This is a genomic window from Aliidiomarina celeris, assembly GCF_003316875.1.
GTDB lineage: Bacteria > Pseudomonadota > Gammaproteobacteria > Enterobacterales > Alteromonadaceae > Aliidiomarina > Aliidiomarina celeris.
This window is the reverse complement of the sequence record NZ_QMIL01000002.1, coordinates 432,592-454,700: the sequence shown is the minus strand read 5'-3', so window position 1 is coordinate 454,700 and position 22,109 is coordinate 432,592. Positions and strand designations below refer to the sequence as shown.

Sequence of the window (22,109 nt, the reverse complement as noted above, 5' to 3'; positions counted from 1 at the left end):
TATTGCGCAACGTTCTATTCGGATGGCTCCCCGCTACTGGCGGGGACTGTTACATTTACTTGAATGCCTTTACCATGCTGCTTAGTGACACTGAGCGAACCTTCATAATCCGCTACAATACCTTGCGCAAGTCGAAAACATTGCGTTGTTAAAGTGACACCGTTTGTTTGTAAACCGGTTTCGTCATCTTCGCCGTTGCTGGTAAACAAAAATTGTAGAGAATCACTCTGGCGAACCAGCTTTACGCGCATTTTGATGCCCTTCGATCGTGCCTCAACCAAACCAACAAGAACCGCGATAAACACAATACGAACTTGACCGTGCACCGCCCGCAACATACAACCTTGCTCTAACTCGAGCGGCAACACGGTGAGTCGCGCACCATAACGTTGCTGTATGAGTTTGAGCGTTTCGGTGAGTGCGTCGCTTGCGTTTAAGTTCGCTAATTGTTCGTCTGCGCAGGTAGAATAAATCTCGTTTACGGCGGTTAGCGCGTGTTTAAAACTGTCGGCGTCTGTTTCGTTCAGAGATGCCGTTACAGCGGAGAAATCTGTTACCAATCCAGTTGCCGCCGCACCAACGGTAGCGAGCCGCTCAGCATTCAATAACCGATTTCGGTTCGCCTTAAACCGTTCAACTAAACTCAACAGCTTGCCATTTCGCGCTCTTAAATGAACTTGTTTGTCCGCCAACTTTGTGCGTAATCTATTCGCTTCGGAAAACAACGAACGTAGCTCGATTTCATCTACCACTACCCTTGCCAGCCGCTTTAATTGGTCTTTTTGATCATCGGTTAAGGTTTTGGGTTCGTGCGCGATAATACATAAGGTACCAATGATAAATTTGTCTTTGAGTAACAGCGGTGCACCCGCATAAAACTGAATGGGGTCTTTTTCGGCAGTTACCAATGGATTGTCCTTAAAGCGTTCATCGGCTTTTGCGTTTTCAATGACTAACATTTCCGACGTTTCTACAACGTGGCCACAAAATGAGATATCGCGGGGGGTTTCTGCCGACTCCAAACCACACTTCGACTTGAACCACTGGCGGTTCTCGTCTACCAAGCTGATCAGCGCAACGGGCACTGAAAAAATATTGGTGGCAAGGGCGGTAATGTTGTCGAAACGCTCTTCTGGGTAGGTGTCGAGAATTTTCAGCGCTCTTAAAAACGCTAAACGTTCGGCTTCATTCTTTGCTGGTTTTGGTGCCTGCATGCATCGCTCCGTGAGACGGCGTTTATTAAAACCCGCTTAGGTTAAAATCCACTTACGTTAAACGGCTAAGGTTTGAACGACTTACGTTAAAACGAAAGTTCTTCAAAAGTAAGCAGCGAGTTACCGCTAGTCAATGTTACCTAGCATAAAGACTGCACCAAAGCAGTGCAATGCTATTTACCTTAACCTTTCGCTGTTTATCGTTCCAGATAAGGTCGCCTGTGGGCGTTGGGCATTTCGCGGGCAGGCCCTCTGGCGGCATGGATGCCGAAAAGGAAGGTGGGAGGCTCTGGCTTTTCTTCCGGCTAAGGGCATTGGTTTTCTGGGGACGCCGTGACCCCATCCATGGGGGCTTCTCTTCGGCATCCATGCCTCAGAGACCCCAGCAAACCAATACCCTCAAAAGTACCGCCAGCGCTAACAGGAATCTGTCGAAGCGATTGCGTTCGAATTCAAAGGTCGCCTGCGGGCGTTGGGCATTTCGCGGGCAGGCCAAAAACAAAAAAGGCGCCCGTAGGCGCCTTCTCTATCTTGGTGAGCGCGGCAATACCGCCCTCGTGTATCCGATTCTTAGTCTAGAATCTTAGATACTACGCCCGCACCTACAGTACGGCCACCTTCACGGATTGCGAAACGCAAACCTTCGTCCATCGCGATTGGAGCAATCAGCTCTACAACAAACTTAATGTTGTCGCCTGGCATTACCATTTCAACGCCTTCTGGAAGCTCTACCGCACCCGTTACGTCTGTTGTACGGAAGTAGAACTGTGGACGGTAGCCTTTGAAGAATGGAGTGTGACGTCCACCTTCTTCTTTGCTCAATACATACACTTCTGCTTCGAACTTAGTATGCGGAGTGATTGAACCTGGCTTCGCCAATACCTGACCACGTTGGATATCTTCACGCTTCGTACCACGCAACAACGCACCAATGTTCTCACCCGCACGACCTTCGTCAAGCAGCTTACGGAACATTTCTACACCTGTTACTGTAGTTTTCGTGGTGTCTTTCAAACCAACAATCGCTACTTCGTCACCTGTGTTCACGATTCCGCGCTCAACACGACCGGTAACTACCGTACCACGGCCTGAAATTGAGAATACGTCTTCGATAGGCATCAAGAATGGCTTGTCGATGTCACGCTCTGGCTCTGGAATGTAAGAATCAAGCGCTTCTGCTAGCTCAAGAATCTTCTTCTCCCACTGCTCTTCACCTTCCAACGCTTTCAACGCTGAACCTTGAATTACTGGCAAGTCGTCACCTGGGAAGTCGTACTCAGAAAGAAGTTCACGTACTTCCATCTCTACCAATTCCAACAACTCTTCGTCGTCTACCATGTCACACTTGTTCATGAATACAACGATGAAAGGTACACCTACCTGACGTGACAACAAGATGTGCTCACGGGTTTGTGGCATCGGACCATCTGTAGACGCAACTACCAAAATCGCGCCGTCCATCTGTGCAGCACCGGTAATCATGTTCTTAACGTAGTCAGCGTGACCTGGGCAGTCTACGTGCGCGTAGTGACGCGTAGGCGTGTCATACTCAACGTGTGAGGTTGAGATAGTAATACCACGCTCACGCTCTTCTGGCGCGTTATCGATTGATGCGAAGTCTTTCGCAGCTCCACCGTAGGTTTTTGCCAATACAGTAGTGATTGCTGCAGTTAAAGTGGTTTTACCGTGGTCTACGTGACCAATGGTGCCCACGTTTACGTGCGGCTTTGAACGTTCAAACTTAGCTTTTGCCATGACTATATCTTCCTTTCTAAAGTTAAAAGCCCGGCCCTAGAGGACCGGGACCAGACCTCAACTATTCTTTGTCTTTCACGTTACGAGCAGCAATAACTGCTTCTGCAACGTTGTTTGGAGCTTCTTGATACTTCAAGAATTCCATCGCGTATGATGCACGACCCTGCGTTTGTGAGCGCAAGTCGGTAGCATAGCCGAACATTTCAGCCAAAGGTACTTGCGCACGAACTTGCTTCAGTCCACCTGGCGCGTCTTCCATGCCTTCGATCATACCACGACGACGGTTCAAGTCGCCCACTACGTCACCCATGAAATCTTCAGGAGTAACAACTTCTACTTGCATGATTGGCTCAAGTAGAGCTGGCTTCGCTTGCAACGCACCTTTCTTAAAGCCCATGCTGCCTGCGATTTTAAACGCCATTTCGTTTGAGTCAACATCGTGGTAAGAACCATCGAACAAGGTTACTTTAACGCCCAATACTGGGAAGCCTGCAAGTACACCGTTGTTCATCTGCTCTTGACAACCTTTGTCAACTGCAGGGATGTATTCTTTCGGTACCACACCACCCACGATTTCGTTTACGAATTCGTAAGTAGCACGCTCTTCTTCGTCTTTCTTCGCTGGTGAAGTATCAAGCTCTAATGGCTCCATACGTAACCAAACGTGACCGTACTGACCACGACCACCAGACTGACGAACAAATTTACCTTCCACTTCAACTTTCTGACGGATGGTTTCACGGTAAGCAACCTGAGGTTTACCTACGTTACACTCAACCTTAAATTCACGCTTCATACGGTCAACAATGATATCGAGGTGAAGTTCACCCATACCAGAGATGATCGTTTGGCCTGACTCTTCGTCAGTTTTAACGCGGAATGAAGGATCTTCTGCAGCCAATTTACCCAGCGCAATACCCATCTTCTCTTGGTCAGCCTTAGTTTTTGGCTCAACCGCAACAGAGATTACTGGCTCTGGGAACTCCATACGCTCAAGTACAACGATACGCTCGTGTGCACACAAGGTGTCACCCGTAGTTACGTCTTTCAAGCCGATCGCAGCGGCGATGTCGCCTGCACGAACTTCTTTAAGCTCTTGACGATCGTTTGCGTGCATTTGCACGATACGACCGAAACGCTCTTTCTTCTGCTTCACAGCGTTGTATACAGACTCGCCTGCATTAACCACACCTGAGTATACGCGGAAGAAGGTTAAGGTACCTACGAACGGGTCAGTTGCGATTTTGAACGCTAACGCAGCAAAAGGCTCGTCGTCGCTCGACGCACACGTGGTTTCTTCACCGTTTTCAAGCACGCCACGAATATCCTTTACTTCGGTTGGCGAAGGTAAGTATTCGATTACCGCGTCGAGTACAGCTTGAACACCTTTGTTTTTGAACGCTGAACCACAAAGAACAGGTACAATTTCGTTATTCAATGTACGCTGACGAAGACCTAATTTGATCTCTTCTTCAGTCAATTCACCGTCTTCTAAGTACTTGTTCATGTACTCTTCGTTCGCTTCGGCTGCCGCTTCTACAAGCTCTGCATGAAGCTCTTCCGCTTCGTCTTGCAGATCTTCAGGAATAGGCTCGTAAGTGAACGTCATGCCCTGATCGTCTTCATTCCAGTTGATGGCCTTCATTTTTACAAGGTCAACAACGCCTTTGAAGTCTTCTTCAGCGCCGATTGGAATTTGTAACGGTACAGGAACAGCGGCCAAACGGGTTTTCATTTGCTTCACAACGTTCATGAAGTCTGCACCCATGCGGTCCATTTTGTTCACGAATACCATGCGTGGTACTTCGTATTTGTTCGCCTGACGCCAAACCGTTTCGGTTTGCGGCTGAACACCAGAAGACGCACACAATACAACAACGGCACCGTCAAGAACACGTAGCGAACGCTCTACTTCAACAGTAAAGTCTACGTGACCAGGGGTGTCGATGATGTTAATGCGGTGCTGTGGAAACTGCTGATCCATACCAGCCCAGAAGCTAGTTACAGCTGCAGAGGTGATAGTAATACCACGCTCTTGCTCTTGTTCCATCCAGTCCGTGGTGGCTGCGCCGTCATGTACTTCACCCAGCTTATGCGATAAACCGGTATAGAAAAGTACACGCTCGGTGGTGGTGGTTTTACCGGCGTCTACGTGAGCACAGATACCGATATTACGGTAGCGCTCAATCGATGTTTGTCTTGCCACAATTGCTTCCTCTTAATTTCGAATTGGGAGCGTTAATTTCGGTGTTGCTAATGCGAATTTTATCACGCAAATAGCAACACCGACTAGCTAGCGCACGCTTACGCGCGACTGTTTACCAACTGGATTACCAGCGGTAATGCGCGAACGCTTTGTTCGCGTCAGCCATGCGGTGAACGTCTTCACGTTTCTTCACTGCAGAACCTTTGTTCTGTGAAGCGTCAAGCATTTCGCCAGCAAGGCGCTGAGCCATTGATTTTTCACCACGGGTACGAGCCGCGTCCACCATCCAGCGCATGGCTAGGGCGTTACGACGCACAGGGCGAACTTCTACAGGTACTTGATATGTAGAACCACCCACACGGCGAGATTTAACCTCAACCGCAGGACGGATGTTGTCTAGAGCACCTTCAAATACTTCTAGGTGATCTTTACCAGCTTTTTGTGCAACGATGTCTAAAGCACCGTATACGATTTTTTCAGCGACTGATTTCTTACCATCAACCATGACAACGTTGATGAACTTCGCCAACAACTCTGATCCGAACTTAGGGTCCGGCAGGATTTTACGTTGACCTATGACGCGTCTTCTTGGCATTAGATTTCTCCGATATCTTCAGGGATTTACCCAAAACGTTACTATTCAGTTTGGCCTTACTAAAAACGGAGAACCGTTAAGACTTAGGCCGCTTCGCGCCGTACTTAGAACGGCCTTGTCTACGGTCGTTTACGCCCGCACAGTCAAGTGCGCCGCGAACCGTGTGATAACGAACACCTGGCAAGTCTTTTACACGACCGCCGCGGATCAATACCACACTGTGCTCTTGCAAGTTGTGGCCTTCACCGCCGATGTATGAGCTTACTTCGTAGCCGTTCGTTAAACGAACACGGCAAACTTTACGAAGTGCTGAGTTTGGTTTTTTAGGGGTGGTAGTGTACACACGTGTACAAACACCACGTCTTTGTGGGCATGCTTGCAACGCCGGTACGTTACTTTTTTCTACCGGCTTTTTGCGTGGCTTGCGCACTAATTGGTTTACTGTTGCCATGGTTTCTCCACTTCTAGCATGTATATTTGCAACAAACGAACGCGCCCGAGTGGTTTAGCCACCCAAGCGCCGCTTCTGCTTTCATGGTCTCAGTCGCTAAATCAGGACCAAAAAACAAGTTAATTCCCCAAAATGAGGAGGGCGAAGTTTATAGTTCATTTAATAAACTGTCAAGCAGGTAGGGTGATATATGCGGTTATCGATTAGGCTCAGAGCGAGCCTTATCATTTACGGTTCATTTAGCGATTGCTCGTGTTCGATGGTTGCACCGTCACGTTTCGTACGTACAGTAACAACTTAAACGTCGAATAATTCACCATTGGCGTTAAAGAACGGGCAAGTTGTGACCAGCAAAATCTCGGTAGACGTGCCCACTCAAGGCTGTTTTTTACAAAGGCGCCAACACGTATCAACAGCGCTTTACCAAATGAGCAATAAAAAACCCAGCCGAAGCTGGGTTTTTTTAAGTTCGCATATTCGATTATGTATGCTTACGCGTCGTTATTATCTGCATTGTCTGCGCTTTCATTTAATGCATCAGAAAGCGCCTGTTCTGCATCGGCTGCGGTAACTGGCGTTACCATCGCTGCGCGGCGTTTACGCTGACGCTCCTGATGATAGGCGTAACCGGTACCCGCTGGGATCAAGCGACCTACAATAACGTTCTCTTTCAAGCCACGTAATGGATCGTATTTTCCTTGAACCGCTGCTTCGGTAAGTACCCGCGTTGTTTCTTGGAACGAGGCCGCTGAAATAAACGACTCTGTTGAAAGTGACGCTTTGGTAATACCCAGCAACTGACGCTCGTAAGTTGCTGGAATTTTACCCGCGGCTTCAAGCTCACGGTTTACTTCCACCACTTTCGAGAACTCAACCTGCTCGCCTTCAAGAAGGTCGGTGTCGCCTGCACGCAAGATAATGACCTTACGCAGCATCTGACGCACGATAACTTCAATGTGCTTGTCGTTAATTTTTACACCTTGCAGGCGGTAAACTTCCTGCACTTCGTTGGTGATGTAATTCGACACTGCAGACACACCACGTAAACGCAAGATGTCGTGCGGAGCTTCTGGACCATCGGCAATAACTTCACCTTTTGTCACTTGCTCACCTTCGAACACGTTCAACTGACGCCACTTCGGAATCATCTCTTCGTAGTGATCACCACCTTCTAATGGGGTGATCATTAAGCGCCGCTTACCTTTAGTTTCCTTACCGAAAGACACGGTACCGGTAACTTCGGCAAGAATCGCTGGCTCTTTTGGCTTACGCGCTTCGAACAAGTCGGCAACACGTGGTAGACCACCGGTAATGTCTCGAGTTTTCGAGCCTTCCTGTGGAATACGGGCCAAGGTGTCACCCACGTTTACTGGCAAGCCATCGGCGAGAGATACGATTGCACCACCTGGCAAGAAGTATTGTGCAGGCATATCGGTACCCACGATGTTGACGTCATTTCCTTTTTCGTCAACCAATTTCACCGCCGGGCGCATGTCTTTACCGGCGCTGGTACGTTCACCTGTTTCCAACACAACAACGCTGGTTAAACCGGTGAGTTCGTCGGTTTGGGTACGCATAGTCACACCGTCGATCATATCGACAAATTTAATCTTACCTTTTACTTCGGTAATAATTGGGTGTGTATGCGGGTCCCAGTTCGCCACGATTTCGCCGGCTTCAACTTCAGCTTCGTCACCTTTCTTCAGAACGGCACCATAAGGAATCTTATAACGCTCGCGCTCTGCGCCGTGTTGGTCAATTAAGGTCAACTCGGCTGAACGTGAAGTAATAACCGGTAAGTTATCTGAGTTTTCAACGAATTTCGCGTTGTGAAGCTTAATACGACCGGCGTTTTTCACCTGTACGTTGTTTTCCGCAGAAGCTCGCGATGCCGCACCACCAATGTGGAAGGTACGCATGGTTAACTGCGTTCCAGGTTCACCGATAGACTGAGCAGCGATAACACCGACCGACTCACCTTCGTTCACCAAGTGACCACGCGCTAGGTCGCGGCCATAACAGTTCGAGCACACTCCGTGAATCGATTCACAGGTAATAACAGAGCGTACTTTTACTTCGTCGACTGAATTCGCTTCGAGCACGTCACACCATTTCTCGTCGAGCATGGTGTTACGCGGAATCAATACTTCTTCAGTACCCGGCTTTAGTACGTCGTCACACACGACACGACCCAGCACGCGCTCACGTAACGGTTCTACTACGTCGCCGCCTTCAATCAATGGCTTCACGTAAAGACCGTCGTAGGTTCCGCAGTCTGGTTCACTGATCACTAAGTCTTGTGCTACGTCTACCAAGCGGCGTGTCAGGTAACCTGAGTTGGCTGTTTTCAGTGCCGTATCAGCCAAACCTTTACGCGCACCGTGGGTTGAGATGAAGTACTGGAGTACGTTCAAACCTTCACGGAAGTTTGCGACAATTGGCGTTTCAATGATTGAGCCGTCTGGCTTGGCCATTAGACCACGCATACCAGCGAGCTGACGAATCTGCGCCGCAGAACCCCGTGCGCCCGAATCGGCCATCATAAATACAGAGTTAAATGCTTTTTGCTCTTCTTCTTCGCCTTTAGCGTTGATCACCGTTTCTTTCGAGAGGTTTTCCATCATGGCTTTCGATACTTTCTCGTTGGCCGTTGACCAAATATCGATAACCTTGTTGTACTTCTCACCCGCAGTTACTAGGCCTTGCTCAAATTGCTCCTGAATTTCAGCAACCTGACCTTCGGCGTCTTCAATAATGTCGGCTTTCGCTGTTGGAATTTCCATGTCATTAATACCAACAGAAGTTCCCGAGATCATTGCGTAATGGAAACCGGTGTACATCAATTGGTCGGCAAAGATTACCGTCGGTTTCAAACCACAGTCACGGTAGCAACGGTTCAACAAACGTGAAATTTGCTTTTTACCCATGTCTTGGTTAATCGCGTCGTACGGCAAGCCTTCAGGCAAAATCAATGAGAAGATTGCGCGACCTACTGTTGTTTCAACAATTTTGGTTTCACGAATCATTTCACCGTCGTCGTTATAATACGCATCATTGATACGCACTTTAACGCGAGCATGAAGTTCCGCCTTACCCGCACGGTACGCTTTTTCAGCTTCTTTCGGGCTCTTAAATACCATGCCCTCGCCTAAGCCATTCACTTTCTCACGGGTCATGTAGTACACGCCCAAAACAACGTCTTGAGAAGGAACGATAATCGGCTCACCACTTGCAGGTGACAGGATGTTGTTCGTTGACATCATCAACGCCCGCGCTTCCATTTGCGCTTCGAGCGTTAACGGAACGTGAACCGCCATTTGGTCACCGTCGAAGTCGGCGTTATAAGCCGCACACACTAATGGGTGCAACTGAATCGCTTTACCTTCAATCAGCACCGGCTCAAACGCTTGAATACCCAAACGGTGAAGGGTTGGTGCACGGTTCAATAACACTGGGTGCTCACGAATTACTTCATCGAGAATATCCCAAACTTCTGCGGTTTCACGCTCAACCATTTTCTTGGCAGCTTTAATGGTTGTGGCTAAACCACGCCCTTCAAGTTTGCCGTAAATAAATGGTTTGAATAGCTCAAGTGCCATCTTCTTGGGAAGACCACACTGGTGCAAACGTAGCTTCGGACCTACTGTAATTACAGAACGGCCTGAATAGTCAACACGCTTACCAAGAAGGTTCTGACGGAAACGACCCTGCTTACCTTTGATCATGTCGGCCAAAGATTTCAATGGACGCTTGTTCGAGCCAGTGATAGCACGACCGCGACGGCCGTTGTCTAACAGCGCGTCTACCGCTTCTTGCAGCATACGTTTTTCGTTGCGCACAATAATGTCCGGCGCCGCGAGGTCTAATAGACGCTTCAAACGGTTATTCCGGTTAATGACGCGGCGATACAAGTCGTTCAAATCAGAGGTTGCAAAGCGACCGCCGTCCAAAGGTACTAACGGACGCAAATCAGGTGGCAATACTGGCAATACTTGCATGATCATCCACTCTGGCTTGTTACCAGACTGGTAGAACGACTCAAGCAATTTCAAACGCTTGGTAATTTTCTTACGCTTGGTTTCTGAATTGGTTTCAGGCAGCTCTTCACGCAACATGCGAATTTGGCCTTCCAAATCCAAGGCACGCAATAAATGCAGAATCGCTTCCGCACCCATTTTTGCCGTGAAGTCGTCGCCGTGCTCTTCGAGCGAGTCGAGGTAATCTTCTTCGCCGAGCAATGAACCCACTTCCAGATCAGTCATACCGGCGTCGATCACCACGTAGCTTTCGAAGTACAGAATGCGTTCGATGTCACGCAAGGTCATGTCGAGCATCAAGCCAATCCGGCTTGGTAACGACTTTAAGAACCAAATATGTGCCACTGGGCTCGCGAGTTCAATGTGACCCATGCGCTCACGGCGCACTTTCGTGAGGGTTACTTCAACGCCACACTTTTCACAAATTACACCGCGGTGCTTGAGGCGCTTGTATTTTCCACACAAACATTCGTAGTCTTTTACTGGCCCAAAAATACGAGCACAGAAAAGCCCATCACGCTCGGGTTTGAACGTACGGTAGTTGATCGTTTCCGGCTTTTTAACTTCACCGAACGACCAGCTACGAATTTGGTCTGGCGACGCCAAACCAATGCGAATGCGGTCGAACTCTTCAACTTCTTTTACGGGCTTCAGAAACTTCAATAAATCTTTCACGTTTCGTCTCCTGTCGGAGTTAACTCTTGCCAGGGGGCGACAATCGCCCCCTGTACCGGGGTCTTTATTCGTCTTCTAACTCGATGTTGATACCGAGCGAGCGAATCTCTTTCAACAATACGTTGAACGACTCCGGCATGCCTGGATCCATCTCATGGTTACCATCGACGATGTTCTTGTACATTTTGGTACGGCCGTTGACGTCGTCTGATTTCACCGTCAGCATTTCTTGCAACGTGTACGCTGCGCCGTATGCTTCAAGTGCCCACACTTCCATCTCACCGAAACGCTGACCACCGAACTGCGCTTTACCACCCAGCGGCTGCTGAGTAACAAGGCTGTACGATCCCGTAGAACGCGCGTGCATCTTGTCGTCTACTAAGTGGTTCAGCTTCAACATGTACATGTAACCCACAGTTACTGGGCGCTCGAACGAATCACCGGTACGACCATCGTACAGTTTGATTTGTCCAGACTCAGGTAAATCTGCAAGTTTTAGTAACCCTTTGATTTCTGATTCAATAGCACCGTCGAATACAGGCGTTGCAATCGGTAAACCTTTTTTCAGGTTCTCCGCTAAACGCAATACTTCTTCGTCGCTAAACTCGTCGATATTTACTTCCTGACGGCCTTTGCCTAAGTCGTATACGTTTTGCAAGAACTCGCGAAGCTCAGCAAGTTTGCGTTGTTCCGCAAGCATGGTGTCGATCTTACGACCAATACCACGCGCCGCTGCGCCTAAGTGAGTTTCAAGGATCTGACCCACGTTCATCCGCGAAGGTACACCCAATGGGTTCAATACGATATCTACAGGCTCGCCTGTTTCGTCGTACGGCATGTCTTCTACTGGAACAATGGTAGAGATTACACCTTTGTTACCGTGACGACCGGCCATTTTATCACCCGGCTGAATGCGACGCTTCACCGCAAGGTAAACCTTTACAATCTTTAATACGCCCGGCTGTAAGTCATCGCCTTGAGTAATCTTACGACGCTTCTGCTCTAAACGTTTGTCGTAATCGGCACGAATTTCTTCGTGCTGAGCAGCAAGCTGTTCAAGGTCTTGCTGCGCCGACTCGTCTTTCAAGTTCTGCGTTAACCATTTTGAACGGTCAATTGCAGCTAACTTAGACTCGTCGAAACCATTGGCTAGCAATAAGTTACGCACACGGGTGTAAATACCGTCTTCAAGAATCTTGAACTCGTCGCCGAGGTCTTTCTTCACTTGCGCAAGCTGCATTGATTCGATATCGAGGGCACGCTGATCTTTCTCAACGCCGTCACGAGTAAACACTTGCACGTCGATAACAGTACCGTTCACACCATTAGGCACGCGCAATGAGCTGTCTTTTACGTCAGACGCTTTCTCACCGAAAATTGCACGCAGGAGCTTTTCTTCTGGCGTAAGCTGAGTTTCGCCCTTCGGCGTTACCTTACCGACCAGAATATCGCCACCTTTTACTTCCGCACCGATGTAAACAACACCCGAGTTATCAAGCTTACCTAATGCAGACTCACCCACGTTCGGAATATCTGCGGTAATCTCTTCAGAACCCAGTTTTGTGTCACGCGCTACGCAGCTCAGCTCTTGAATGTGAATCGTGGTTAAACGGTCTTCGTCTACCACGCGCTCACTAATAAGAATCGAGTCTTCGAAGTTGTAACCATTCCACGGCATAAAGGCTACGCGCATGTTCTGGCCAAGTGCCAATTCGCCCAGGTCGGTTGAAGGACCGTCGGCTAACACGTCGCCGCGCATTACCGGTTCACCCGGGTTCACGCATGGTTTTTGGTTAATACAGGTGTTTTGGTTCGAACGTGTGTACTTAGTAAGGTTATAAATGTCGATACCGGCTTCGCCAGGTACCATTTCTTCTTCATTTACCTTTACGACAATACGGGCAGCGTCTACGTAATCAATCACACCACCCCGCTTGGCCACTACGGTTACACCCGAGTCAACCGCTACCGTACGCTCAACACCCGTACCTACTAATGGTTTGTCGGCACGTAAGCCAGGCACTGCCTGACGTTGCATGTTCGAACCCATCAATGCACGGTTGGCGTCATCGTGTTCTAAGAATGGAATTAAGCTGGCGGCAATCGATACGATTTGCTGCGGCGCTACGTCCATAAACTGAACTTGATCGCGGTTCATCAGCGTAAATTCATTATTGTGACGTGAAGGTACGAGGTCTTCTACAATCTCGCCTTTCTCGTTCAACTGAATGTTCGCCTGCGCGATTACATATTTGCCTTCTTCAATTGCCGACAAGTATTCAACTTCGTCTGTTACCACACCGTTTTCAACACGACGATAGGGCGTTTCTAAGAAGCCATATTCGTTGGTGCGCGAGAAGGTTGATAACGAGTTGATCAAACCAATGTTTGGACCTTCCGGTGTTTCGATTGGACACAAGCGACCGTAGTGCGTTGGGTGCACGTCACGTACTTCGAAGCCCGCACGCTCACGTGTCAAACCACCTGGACCCAAAGCAGAAATACGACGCTTGTGCGTAACTTCTGACAACGGGTTGTTTTGGTCCATAAACTGAGACAACTGGCTTGAACCAAAGAACTCTTTCACTGCCGCCGAGATTGGCTTGGCGTTGATCAAGTCTTGTGGCATAACCGCGTCTAAATCGCCTTGGCTTAAGCGCTCTTTTACAGCGCGCTCTACACGAACCAAGCCTACACGGAATTGGTTCTCTGCCATTTCACCAACAGAACGAATACGACGGTTACCAAGGTGATCGATATCATCCACAACGTCTAAACCGTTACGGATTTCGATCAGCTTTTTCATAACCTCAACGATATCTTCGCGGGTTAAGGTACCAGAACCCGTTTCTTCGCTGCGCCCTAAACGACGGTTAAACTTCATGCGACCAACAGTCGACAAGTCGTAACGGTCTTCAGAGAAGAACAAGTTCTCGAACAAGCTTTCTGCTGCATCTTTGGTTGGCGGCTCGCCTGGGCGCATCATGCGATAAATTTCGACCAACGCTTCAAGTTTATTTGTGCTTGAGTCGATACGAAGCGTTTCACTGATATAAGGACCATGATCGAGGTCGTTAATGAACAGTGTTTCGAATTTCTTAAAGCCTGCTTCGGTTAACGCAGCTAACAGCTCTAAAGTAACAATGCTGTTTGCAGTGGTAACAATTTCGCCGGTTTTTTTGTTCACGTAATCTTTAGCGAGGACTTTGCCCACGAGGTAGTCGTGCGGCACTTCCATTTCACTAATAGCAAGATCAGTAATTTGTTTAATGTGTCGAGCCGTTACGCGACGCCCTTTCTCCACAATTAAATCGCCGTCTGGTGATTTAATGTCGAAAAGTGCAGTCTCGCCACGTAAACGCTCTGGAACAAGCGTCATAAACAGCTTGTTGCGACGAATCTCAAATTGAGTTTTGTCGAAGAACATATCGAGAATCTGCTCGTCGGAATATTCCAATGCGCGCAAAATAATAGACGCAGGAAGTTTACGACGGCGATCGATACGCACGAATACGTTGTCTTTCGGGTCAAACTCGAAGTCGAGCCATGAACCACGGTAAGGAATAACCCGTGCGTTATATAAAACTTTACCTGACGAGTGTGTTTTGCCTCGATCGTGATCGAAGAACACACCTGGTGAACGGTGCAGCTGAGAAACGATGACTCGTTCCGTACCGTTAATTACAAAGGTTCCGTTATCGGTCATGAGCGGAATTTCGCCCATGTAAACTTCCTGTTCCTTGATGTCTTTTACGGTGCCCGCGGGTGCGTCTTTATCGTACACCACTAAACGCAGCTTAACGCGTAACGGTGCAGAGTAGGTAACGCCGCGAATTTGACACTCATTTACATCAAATACAGGTTCTCCAAGACGGTAGCTGACGTATTGCAGCTCAGTATTGCCGGAGTAGCTCGAGATTGGGAAGACTGACCGAAATGCAGCTTCGAGACCATACTGGCCTTCTGGATCTGCTTCGATAAACTTCTTAAATGAGTCGAGCTGAATTGAGAGCAAGTAAGGTACTTCTAGAACTTGGGGACGTTTCCCGAAGTCCTTACGAATACGTTTTTTTTCAGAGTAGGAGTACGCCATGGGGTTCCTCAGCTAGCTGATTTCTGACCCAAGCTGCCTATAGTGGCAGCAGCCAACGGAGTTTGTCACAATCCGTCCGCCTGTGATTGGTTGTAGAACAGTTGGGGACACAGGAAACCCGACTATCCTTTTTAGCGCAAAAAGGCTGGTGACTAAAAAGTCACCAGCCTAAAGCCATTTCTGGCCTTATTGCAAGTTAAGCGAATTACTTAACTTCAACTTCCGCACCAGCTTCTTCAAGCTCTTTTTTCAGTGCTTCAGCTTCGTCTTTGTTCACGCCTTCTTTAACAGCTACAGGTGCTGATTCAACCATTGCTTTGGCTTCTTTCAAGCCTAGGCCAGTTGCTGCACGTACTGCTTTGATAGCTGCTACTTTGTTAGCGCCAGCTGCTTTAAGAACTACGTCAAATTCAGTTTTCTCTTCTGCAGCTTCAGCAGCGGCAGCAGGGCCAGCAGCTACTGCAACAGCAGCAGATGCGTCAACACCGAATTTTTCTTCAGCAGCTTCGATCAATTCAACCAGTTCCATAACTGGCATTTCAGCGATCGCGTTTAAAATATCTTCTTTAGTCAGAGCCATTTCTCTAAACTCCTGGGTTTAAGTAAATAAAAATAAATTGTTAAGTCGCTTATTTGGCGTCTTTGATTGCTGACAAAACGCGTACAAATTTTGTAGGTACTTCGTTGATAGTACGAACAAATTTCGATACAGGCGCTTTGAAGGTAGCAAGCAATTTGGCCAACGCTTCGTCGCGTGTTGGAAGTGATGCAACTGCGTCCAATTTTTCTGGACCCATAAGGCCATTTCCAATCGACAATGCCGTTACTTTCAGAACCTTGCTTTCTTTGGCGAAATCTTTGAACAAGCGAGCAGCGCCGCCTGGTGCATCGATTGAGAAGCCATAAACAAGAGGACCTGTCAGTGCTGGTTCAATGTCTTCAAACTTCGTGCCTTGTAAAGCACGCTTCGCTAATGTGTTCCGAATTACCTTCAGATATACACCTTGCTGGCGCGCTTGGACGCGAAGTCGGGTCATGTCCGCAACTTCCATACCACGATACTCAGCAACAGCGACGGATAGAGCTTCTGAAGCTACTTCGTTAACTTCTTTAACGATCAGCTTTTTTGCTTCTAAACCTAGTGCCACTAGTATCACCTCTTTTTACTGAGGAACCGGAAAACCGGCCTCAACGTTCCAATGTGACAAGTTTGCTCACGCTCCCTTGCCGCTTTGTCACGGTGAATCTCTTACCCAGAGAGTCTGAGTCGGATATCACCATCTGCGCAGGCTCTTTCAGGATTGAAAGAAATTAAGCTCTTACCTCACGGTATGAACACCTGCGGTCTTGGATGGGAGCCACTTCAACAACAAGTGAGGAGGCGACTCCAACCCTAAAACCTTCAAGCTTTTCTTGGTTTCGGCTTACGCGCGAACGTCCAATGAAGCTTGGTCAACACGTACGCCCGCGCCCATAGTGGTCGACAAGCTTACACGTCCAATAAATGTACCTTTTGCTGAAGAAGGCTTGGCTTTCTTCAGCGCCACAATAAGGGCTTCAAGGTTTTCTTTCAATTTCGCGTCTTCGAAGTCTACACGACCGATGGTGCAGTGAATGATACCATTCTTGTCGTTACGGTAGCGTACCTGACCCGCTTTTGCATTTTTAACTGCAGTTGCTACGTCTGGAGTTACAGTACCAGTTTTCGGGTTTGGCATAAGACCACGCGGACCTAATACCTGACCTAATTGACCAACAACGCGCATTGCGTCTGGAGAAGCGATAACAACGTCAAAGTCCATTACGCCTTTCTTCACTTGCTCAGCTAGGTCTTCCATACCGACTAAGTCAGCACCGGCTTCTTTCGCTTTGTCAGCATTCGCGCCTGAGGTAAATACAGCAACGCGAACGTCACGGCCAGTACCGTTCGGCAGTACGGTAGCACCACGTACGTTTTGGTCTGATTTACGAGCGTCAATGCCAAGGTTCACAGCAACGTCTACGCTTTCAGTGAACTTTGCAGTTGCAAGTTTCTTTAATAATGCGATTGCTTCGTTGATTTCGTAGTCACGCGTGTTATCAACGGCTTCGCGGATTGCTTTCATGCGCTTAGTTAAACGTGCCATCTGCTTAGCCCTCTACCTTAAGACCCATAGAACGCGCAGAGCCAGCGATAGTACGTACCGCTGCTTCCATATCTGACGCAGTCAGATCCGGTTCTTTGGTTTTTGCAATTTCTTCGAGTTGTGCGCGGGTAACAGTACCCACTTTCTCAGTGTTAGGACGACCTGAACCGCTCTTAATGCCAGCTGCTTTTTTCAACAAGAATGCCGCAGGAGGCGTTTTAGTGATAAAGGTGAACGAGCGATCTTCAAACACAGTGATTTCAACAGGAACAGGAGCGCCTTTTTCAAGTTCGCCTGTAGAAGCGTTGAACGCTTTACAGAATTCCATGATGTTAACACCGTGCTGACCCAACGCTGGACCAACGGGTGGTGAAGGGTTTGCCGCACCAGCTGCTACTTGCAGCTTGATGATGGCGGAGACTTTCTTAGCCATGATAAACCTCTGTAATTATGGGTGAAACGCCTCGTAGACCAAGAGGAGACCTACTCAAACGGCTACCCGAATATGAAAAACGGAGGCGGATTGTATAGGAATCCGCCAACAGGATCAACCTTTTTCGACTTGGCTAAAATCCAAATCAACTGGCGTTGAACGACCAAAAATTGAAACCGAAACTTTCATGCGGCTTTTATCGTAATCCACGTCTTCCACAGTACCGTTGAAATCGGCAAAGGGTCCGTCGGTTACGCGAATAACTTCGCCCGGCTCGAACAAAGTTTTCGGACGCGGTTTGTCTGCAGACTCTGTTAAACGGTTTAAAATTGCGTCTGCTTCTTTCTGCGTTATAGGTGCTGGGCGTTCAGCCGTGCCACCAATGAAGCCCAACACACGAGGTGTACTCTTCACTAAGTGCCAGGTTTGGTCATCCATCGCCATTTCCACCAGTACGTAACCAGGGAAGAACTTACGCTCGCTTTTACGCTTTTGAGTACCGCGCATTTCTACGACTTCTTCGGTCGGTACAAGAATTTGACCGAAGCGATCTTCCATACCATGCAGCTTAATTTGCTCTTGCAAAATTTTAGCTACGCGGCCTTCAAAACCAGAGAAAGCTTGAACGACATACCAACGCTTTTTAACTTCTTCAGTCATGTTGCTTTCCCCTGTAATTAAACGCTAACACCAGTTGCAAAGCCCACTACCCGGACTAAAATCCCGTCTAAGCCCCACAAGATAAGCGCAACAATTACCGTAGCGCCTAATACGATGAGTGTGGTTTGGGTGGCTTCTTTGCGCGAAGGCCATACCACTTTACGAACCTCGGTACGGCTCTCTTTTGAGAACTTAATGAATTGATCGCCCTTTGCTGTACTCGCCGCAACAAATGCCGCCGCCACAACTAAAACAATCACACCGATAGCACGCACGACAACGGAAACATCGCCTAACATGTAGTTTCCTACCACCGCTGCGGCAAGAAGACCAATGGCAATAATCCACTTTACGCTGTCCATAGGATTTGCTGCATTTTCTGTTGTATTTGCACTCATGATACTAAGTCCTGCACCTTACGCTATCGTATTGGGTGCGTTTACACACCGCTAAAATTCTGGCAGGGGTGGAGGGATTCGAACCCCCAACCATCGGTTTTGGAGACCGCTGTTCTACCAATTGGAACTACACCCCTAGAACATGTTTTCCATTCGGCCGATACACTAACCTTGTGCGTTTCAAGGCAGGCAAGGGAGTTATTGAGGAAGCGACCAGAATGGACGCGTCATTATACCGATCAAACGCTTAAAAGCAAGATTAGATTCGGTTAAAACCGATAGCCTAGTTGCAGGCCTGCGGGTGTTGCGTTGGCGTCGCTATTTGCCCCATATCCGAGGAAAGCGCCAACATGAAAACCCCGGTCATGGAAGCCATTAAAAAAGTAATTGTAGGTTAACGCTGCTCCGTAAAGTGGCTCATAACGGTAACCCCCTAAACCGAAATTATCGAACCTTGTACCCACAGTGCCTGCATAAAGACCAAATGCGTGCTTTTCTGGGTTGTCAAAGTATTGACTCAATAGGTCGTTACGTTGATAGGAAATACCACCACCAAAATGCTCGCCATATATCCGTGACGATGTCATTAGCCCAGCCGAAACTGAAATACTACTGTGTTCCCAAGAATAACCCACAGCGGCCCCATAACCGGTATAATTTATACCCGCGCCAACTGAGATAGAGATAGGATTATTAGCCGCCGCAACTGGTAACGCATACAACAAAGGCAGCAAGCAAGAAACCCACAATAAGCGCGTGTACATATTAATCGTCTCCCAGCAGTAGGAATGAATCCGCCTTTAAGTGTGCATGGTTTGTCAGTAGTTGGTCAACATTGGCTTGCAACGCTTTCTTATGGTCGGCGTCTGTTTCTGGAAGATATCCAATCACTTTAGCATTCTGTTGATGGAAACGTTTTACTAAATTTTCATTTAAGATAGGAACGCCGGCAATACGCGGTGGTACGGCATAAGCTTGCCCCGCTTGAATATTGCCGAGGGTGGGCACTCCAAACAGAGAGGCGACACCTGCTCGATAGCAAGCCCGGTCTCGAGCAAGGCAGGTGGCATCTGGTAGTTCGCTCGTTAAATGCTGCTCATGTTTCGCGTCCCAGAATAAATATCGGGCGCGGTTTGCTAGGAATTCGGCAACTGCTGGATCACGGCTCCAAGTGCTGAGTACCTCAATGGTTCGCGAGGCGTGCTCGGGCTTGATGTCGAGAATCCAATTTAAATGAGAAAAATGCTCCAAGAATTGGTCGAAAAACAAAAGCCGCTCGCCGTGTAGTAAACGCTCGTTTGCTAATTCCTTGCGAGACATTTCGTGAATTGCTCTCGTGCTACCCGACACGCGGTTTAAATCTGGGTCGTGACATAGAACAATATGGCCGTCTTCGGTTGTTCGCAAATCCGTTTCTAAGTGGTCAAAACCAAACTCAATTGCGGCGTGAAAAGCTTCCGCTGTATTCTCAGTGTTCTGCGCTTCGTTCGGCTTTCCGCAAAACCCGCGGTGGCTGATCCAAGTGGTCATCAGAAGCCCTTACATTTGTTAAGCAACCCTTAGAGTATACAGCTGAATTTCACATCGCGAAACGCGCGGCATTGCTGCGCGTTCATCGGGATTTAAATTCACCATCGCGCAATGTACGGCGGTGCCGGGATTGGTATGCATTCAACATCGTGCAATGTACGGCGGTGCCGTACCTACGCAAACAAAAAAGGCGCCCGTAGGCGCCTTCTCTATCTTGGTGAGCGCGGCAATACCGCCCTCGTGCATCCGATTCTTAGTCTAGAATCTTAGATACTACGCCCGCACCTACAGTACGGCCACCTTCACGGATTGCGAAACGCAAACCTTCGTCCATCGCGATTGGAGCAATCAGCTCTACAACAAACTTAATGTTGTCGCCTGGCATTACCATTTCAACGCCTTCTGGAAGCTCTACCGCACCCGTTACGTCTGTTGTACGGAAGTAGAACTGTGGACGGTAGCCTTTGAAGAATGGAGTGTGACGTCCACCTTCTTCTTTGCTCAATACATACACTTCTGCTTCGAACTTAGTATGCGGAGTGATTGAACCTGGCTTCGCCAATACCTGACCACGTTGGATATCTTCACGCTTCGTACCACGCAACAACGCACCAATGTTCTCACCCGCACGACCTTCGTCAAGCAGCTTACGGAACATTTCTACACCTGTTACTGTAGTTTTCGTGGTGTCTTTCAAACCAACAATCGCTACTTCGTCACCTGTGTTCACGATTCCGCGCTCAACACGACCGGTAACTACCGTACCACGGCCTGAAATTGAGAATACGTCTTCGATAGGCATCAAGAATGGCTTGTCGATGTCACGCTCTGGCTCTGGAATGTAAGAATCAAGCGCTTCTGCTAGCTCAAGAATCTTCTTCTCCCACTGCTCTTCACCTTCCAACGCTTTCAACGCTGAACCTTGAATTACTGGCAAGTCGTCACCTGGGAAGTCGTACTCAGAAAGAAGTTCACGTACTTCCATCTCTACCAATTCCAACAACTCTTCGTCGTCTACCATGTCACACTTGTTCATGAATACAACGATGAAAGGTACACCTACCTGACGTGACAACAAGATGTGCTCACGGGTTTGTGGCATCGGACCATCTGTAGACGCAACTACCAAAATCGCGCCGTCCATCTGTGCAGCACCGGTAATCATGTTCTTAACGTAGTCAGCGTGACCTGGGCAGTCTACGTGCGCGTAGTGACGCGTAGGCGTGTCATACTCAACGTGTGAGGTTGAGATAGTAATACCACGCTCACGCTCTTCTGGCGCGTTATCGATTGATGCGAAGTCTTTCGCAGCTCCACCGTAGGTTTTTGCCAATACAGTAGTGATTGCTGCAGTTAAAGTGGTTTTACCGTGGTCTACGTGACCAATGGTGCCCACGTTTACGTGCGGCTTTGAACGTTCAAACTTAGCTTTTGCCATGACAGCCTCTCTCTCGAAACGCGCTGACTCAAACAGCGATGCTTCTTGGTGTTGAAAATAAAATTCAAGTATAGCAGGAGAGTTAGACGTGTCTGCAAAACTGGTGCTGATAGGCGGATTTGAACCGCCGACCTCACCCTTACCAAGGGTGCGCTCTACCGACTGAGCTATATCAGCATGGACAAGTTTTTGGAGCGGGTGGCGGGAATCGAACCCGCGTCATCAGCTTGGAAGGCTGAGGTAATAGCCATTATACGACACCCGCATTCAGAACTGGGCTACCTCGGACCTGCAAAAAATGGTGGAGGGGGCAGGATTCGAACCTGCGAAGGCTGAGCCGTCAGATTTACAGTCTGATCCCTTTGACCGCTCGGGAACCCCTCCACGAATTTTTAAAGTTGGTGCCGGCACCAAGAGTCGAACTCGGGACCTACTGATTACAAGTCAGTTGCTCTACCAACTGAGCTATGCCGGCACCACCGGTTAGGTGGAGCGCAT

16 protein-coding genes and 5 tRNA genes are annotated in these 22,109 nt (G+C 48.5%); all 21 read right to left on the bottom strand.

The features are described 5' to 3' along the window. Positions 1 to 14: 14 nt before the first annotated feature. A complete protein-coding gene (locus DQW12_RS06370; protein ID WP_113906999.1) occupies positions 15 to 1,214 on the bottom strand; it encodes a GAF domain-containing protein in 1,200 nt (399 codons plus the stop codon). Between the two features lie 570 nt (positions 1,215 to 1,784). Then, complete coding sequence (gene tuf / locus DQW12_RS06360; RefSeq protein WP_113906984.1) at positions 1,785 to 2,969, bottom strand: elongation factor Tu; 1,185 nt, start codon at positions 2,967 to 2,969, stop codon at positions 1,785 to 1,787. Between the two features lie 61 nt (positions 2,970 to 3,030). Beyond that, a complete protein-coding gene (fusA, locus tag DQW12_RS06355; RefSeq protein ID WP_113906997.1) occupies positions 3,031 to 5,175 on the bottom strand; it encodes an elongation factor G in 2,145 nt (714 codons plus the stop codon). A gap of 124 nt (positions 5,176 to 5,299) precedes the next feature. After that, positions 5,300 to 5,770 carry a 30S ribosomal protein S7 gene (gene rpsG, locus DQW12_RS06350; RefSeq protein ID WP_113906996.1) on the bottom strand — a complete coding sequence of 157 codons (471 nt, stop codon included), beginning with the start codon at positions 5,768 to 5,770 and terminating at the stop codon, positions 5,300 to 5,302. Positions 5,771 to 5,846: 76 nt separating this feature from the next. Next, positions 5,847 to 6,221: a 30S ribosomal protein S12 gene (gene rpsL / locus DQW12_RS06345; protein ID WP_113906995.1), complete on the bottom strand. Its 375-nt coding sequence runs from the start codon at positions 6,219 to 6,221 to the stop codon at positions 5,847 to 5,849. A 491-nt stretch (positions 6,222 to 6,712) separates the two neighbouring features. Then, positions 6,713 to 10,933: a DNA-directed RNA polymerase subunit beta' gene (gene rpoC / locus DQW12_RS06340; protein WP_113906994.1), complete on the bottom strand. Its 4,221-nt coding sequence runs from the start codon at positions 10,931 to 10,933 to the stop codon at positions 6,713 to 6,715. A 64-nt stretch (positions 10,934 to 10,997) separates the two neighbouring features. Then, the gene (gene rpoB / locus DQW12_RS06335) at positions 10,998 to 15,026 is read right to left on the bottom strand and encodes a DNA-directed RNA polymerase subunit beta (RefSeq protein ID WP_113906993.1); all 4,029 of its coding nucleotides are present in this window, start codon (positions 15,024 to 15,026) and stop codon (positions 10,998 to 11,000) included. A gap of 205 nt (positions 15,027 to 15,231) precedes the next feature. Next, the gene (rplL, locus tag DQW12_RS06330; protein ID WP_113906992.1) at positions 15,232 to 15,606 is read right to left on the bottom strand and encodes a 50S ribosomal protein L7/L12; all 375 of its coding nucleotides are present in this window, start codon (positions 15,604 to 15,606) and stop codon (positions 15,232 to 15,234) included. A gap of 49 nt (positions 15,607 to 15,655) precedes the next feature. Beyond that, a complete protein-coding gene (rplJ, locus tag DQW12_RS06325) occupies positions 15,656 to 16,174 on the bottom strand; it encodes a 50S ribosomal protein L10 (protein WP_113906991.1) in 519 nt (172 codons plus the stop codon). Between the two features lie 276 nt (positions 16,175 to 16,450). Beyond that, a complete protein-coding gene (gene rplA / locus DQW12_RS06320) occupies positions 16,451 to 17,152 on the bottom strand; it encodes a 50S ribosomal protein L1 (protein WP_113906990.1) in 702 nt (233 codons plus the stop codon). Between the two features lie 4 nt (positions 17,153 to 17,156). Then, complete coding sequence (rplK, locus tag DQW12_RS06315) at positions 17,157 to 17,585, bottom strand: 50S ribosomal protein L11 (protein WP_113906989.1); 429 nt, start codon at positions 17,583 to 17,585, stop codon at positions 17,157 to 17,159. 114 nt (positions 17,586 to 17,699) lie between these two features. Then, a complete protein-coding gene (gene nusG, locus DQW12_RS06310) occupies positions 17,700 to 18,245 on the bottom strand; it encodes a transcription termination/antitermination protein NusG (RefSeq protein ID WP_113906988.1) in 546 nt (181 codons plus the stop codon). Between the two features lie 17 nt (positions 18,246 to 18,262). Further along, complete coding sequence (gene secE / locus DQW12_RS06305) at positions 18,263 to 18,643, bottom strand: preprotein translocase subunit SecE (protein WP_113906987.1); 381 nt, start codon at positions 18,641 to 18,643, stop codon at positions 18,263 to 18,265. A 60-nt stretch (positions 18,644 to 18,703) separates the two neighbouring features. Next, positions 18,704 to 18,780 (bottom strand) — tRNA-Trp (locus DQW12_RS06300). 132 nt (positions 18,781 to 18,912) lie between these two features. Further along, the gene (locus DQW12_RS06295) at positions 18,913 to 19,278 is read right to left on the bottom strand and encodes a hypothetical protein (protein ID WP_198683914.1); all 366 of its coding nucleotides are present in this window, start codon (positions 19,276 to 19,278) and stop codon (positions 18,913 to 18,915) included. A 130-nt stretch (positions 19,279 to 19,408) separates the two neighbouring features. Next, entirely contained in the window at positions 19,409 to 20,173 is a 765-nt protein-coding gene (locus DQW12_RS06290) for a glycerophosphodiester phosphodiesterase (RefSeq protein WP_113906985.1), read from the bottom strand. A gap of 253 nt (positions 20,174 to 20,426) precedes the next feature. Beyond that, on the bottom strand, positions 20,427 to 21,611 hold the full coding sequence (gene tuf, locus DQW12_RS06285; protein ID WP_113906984.1) for an elongation factor Tu: 1,185 nt from the start codon (positions 21,609 to 21,611) through the stop codon (positions 20,427 to 20,429). 101 nt (positions 21,612 to 21,712) lie between these two features. Continuing rightward, a tRNA-Thr gene (locus DQW12_RS06280) sits at positions 21,713 to 21,788 on the bottom strand. 13 nt (positions 21,789 to 21,801) lie between these two features. Beyond that, positions 21,802 to 21,876: transfer RNA gene (locus DQW12_RS06275), tRNA-Gly, on the bottom strand. A 34-nt stretch (positions 21,877 to 21,910) separates the two neighbouring features. Next, positions 21,911 to 21,995 (bottom strand) — tRNA-Tyr (locus DQW12_RS06270). A 15-nt stretch (positions 21,996 to 22,010) separates the two neighbouring features. Beyond that, positions 22,011 to 22,086: transfer RNA gene (locus tag DQW12_RS06265), tRNA-Thr, on the bottom strand. Positions 22,087 to 22,109 lie beyond the last annotated feature (23 nt).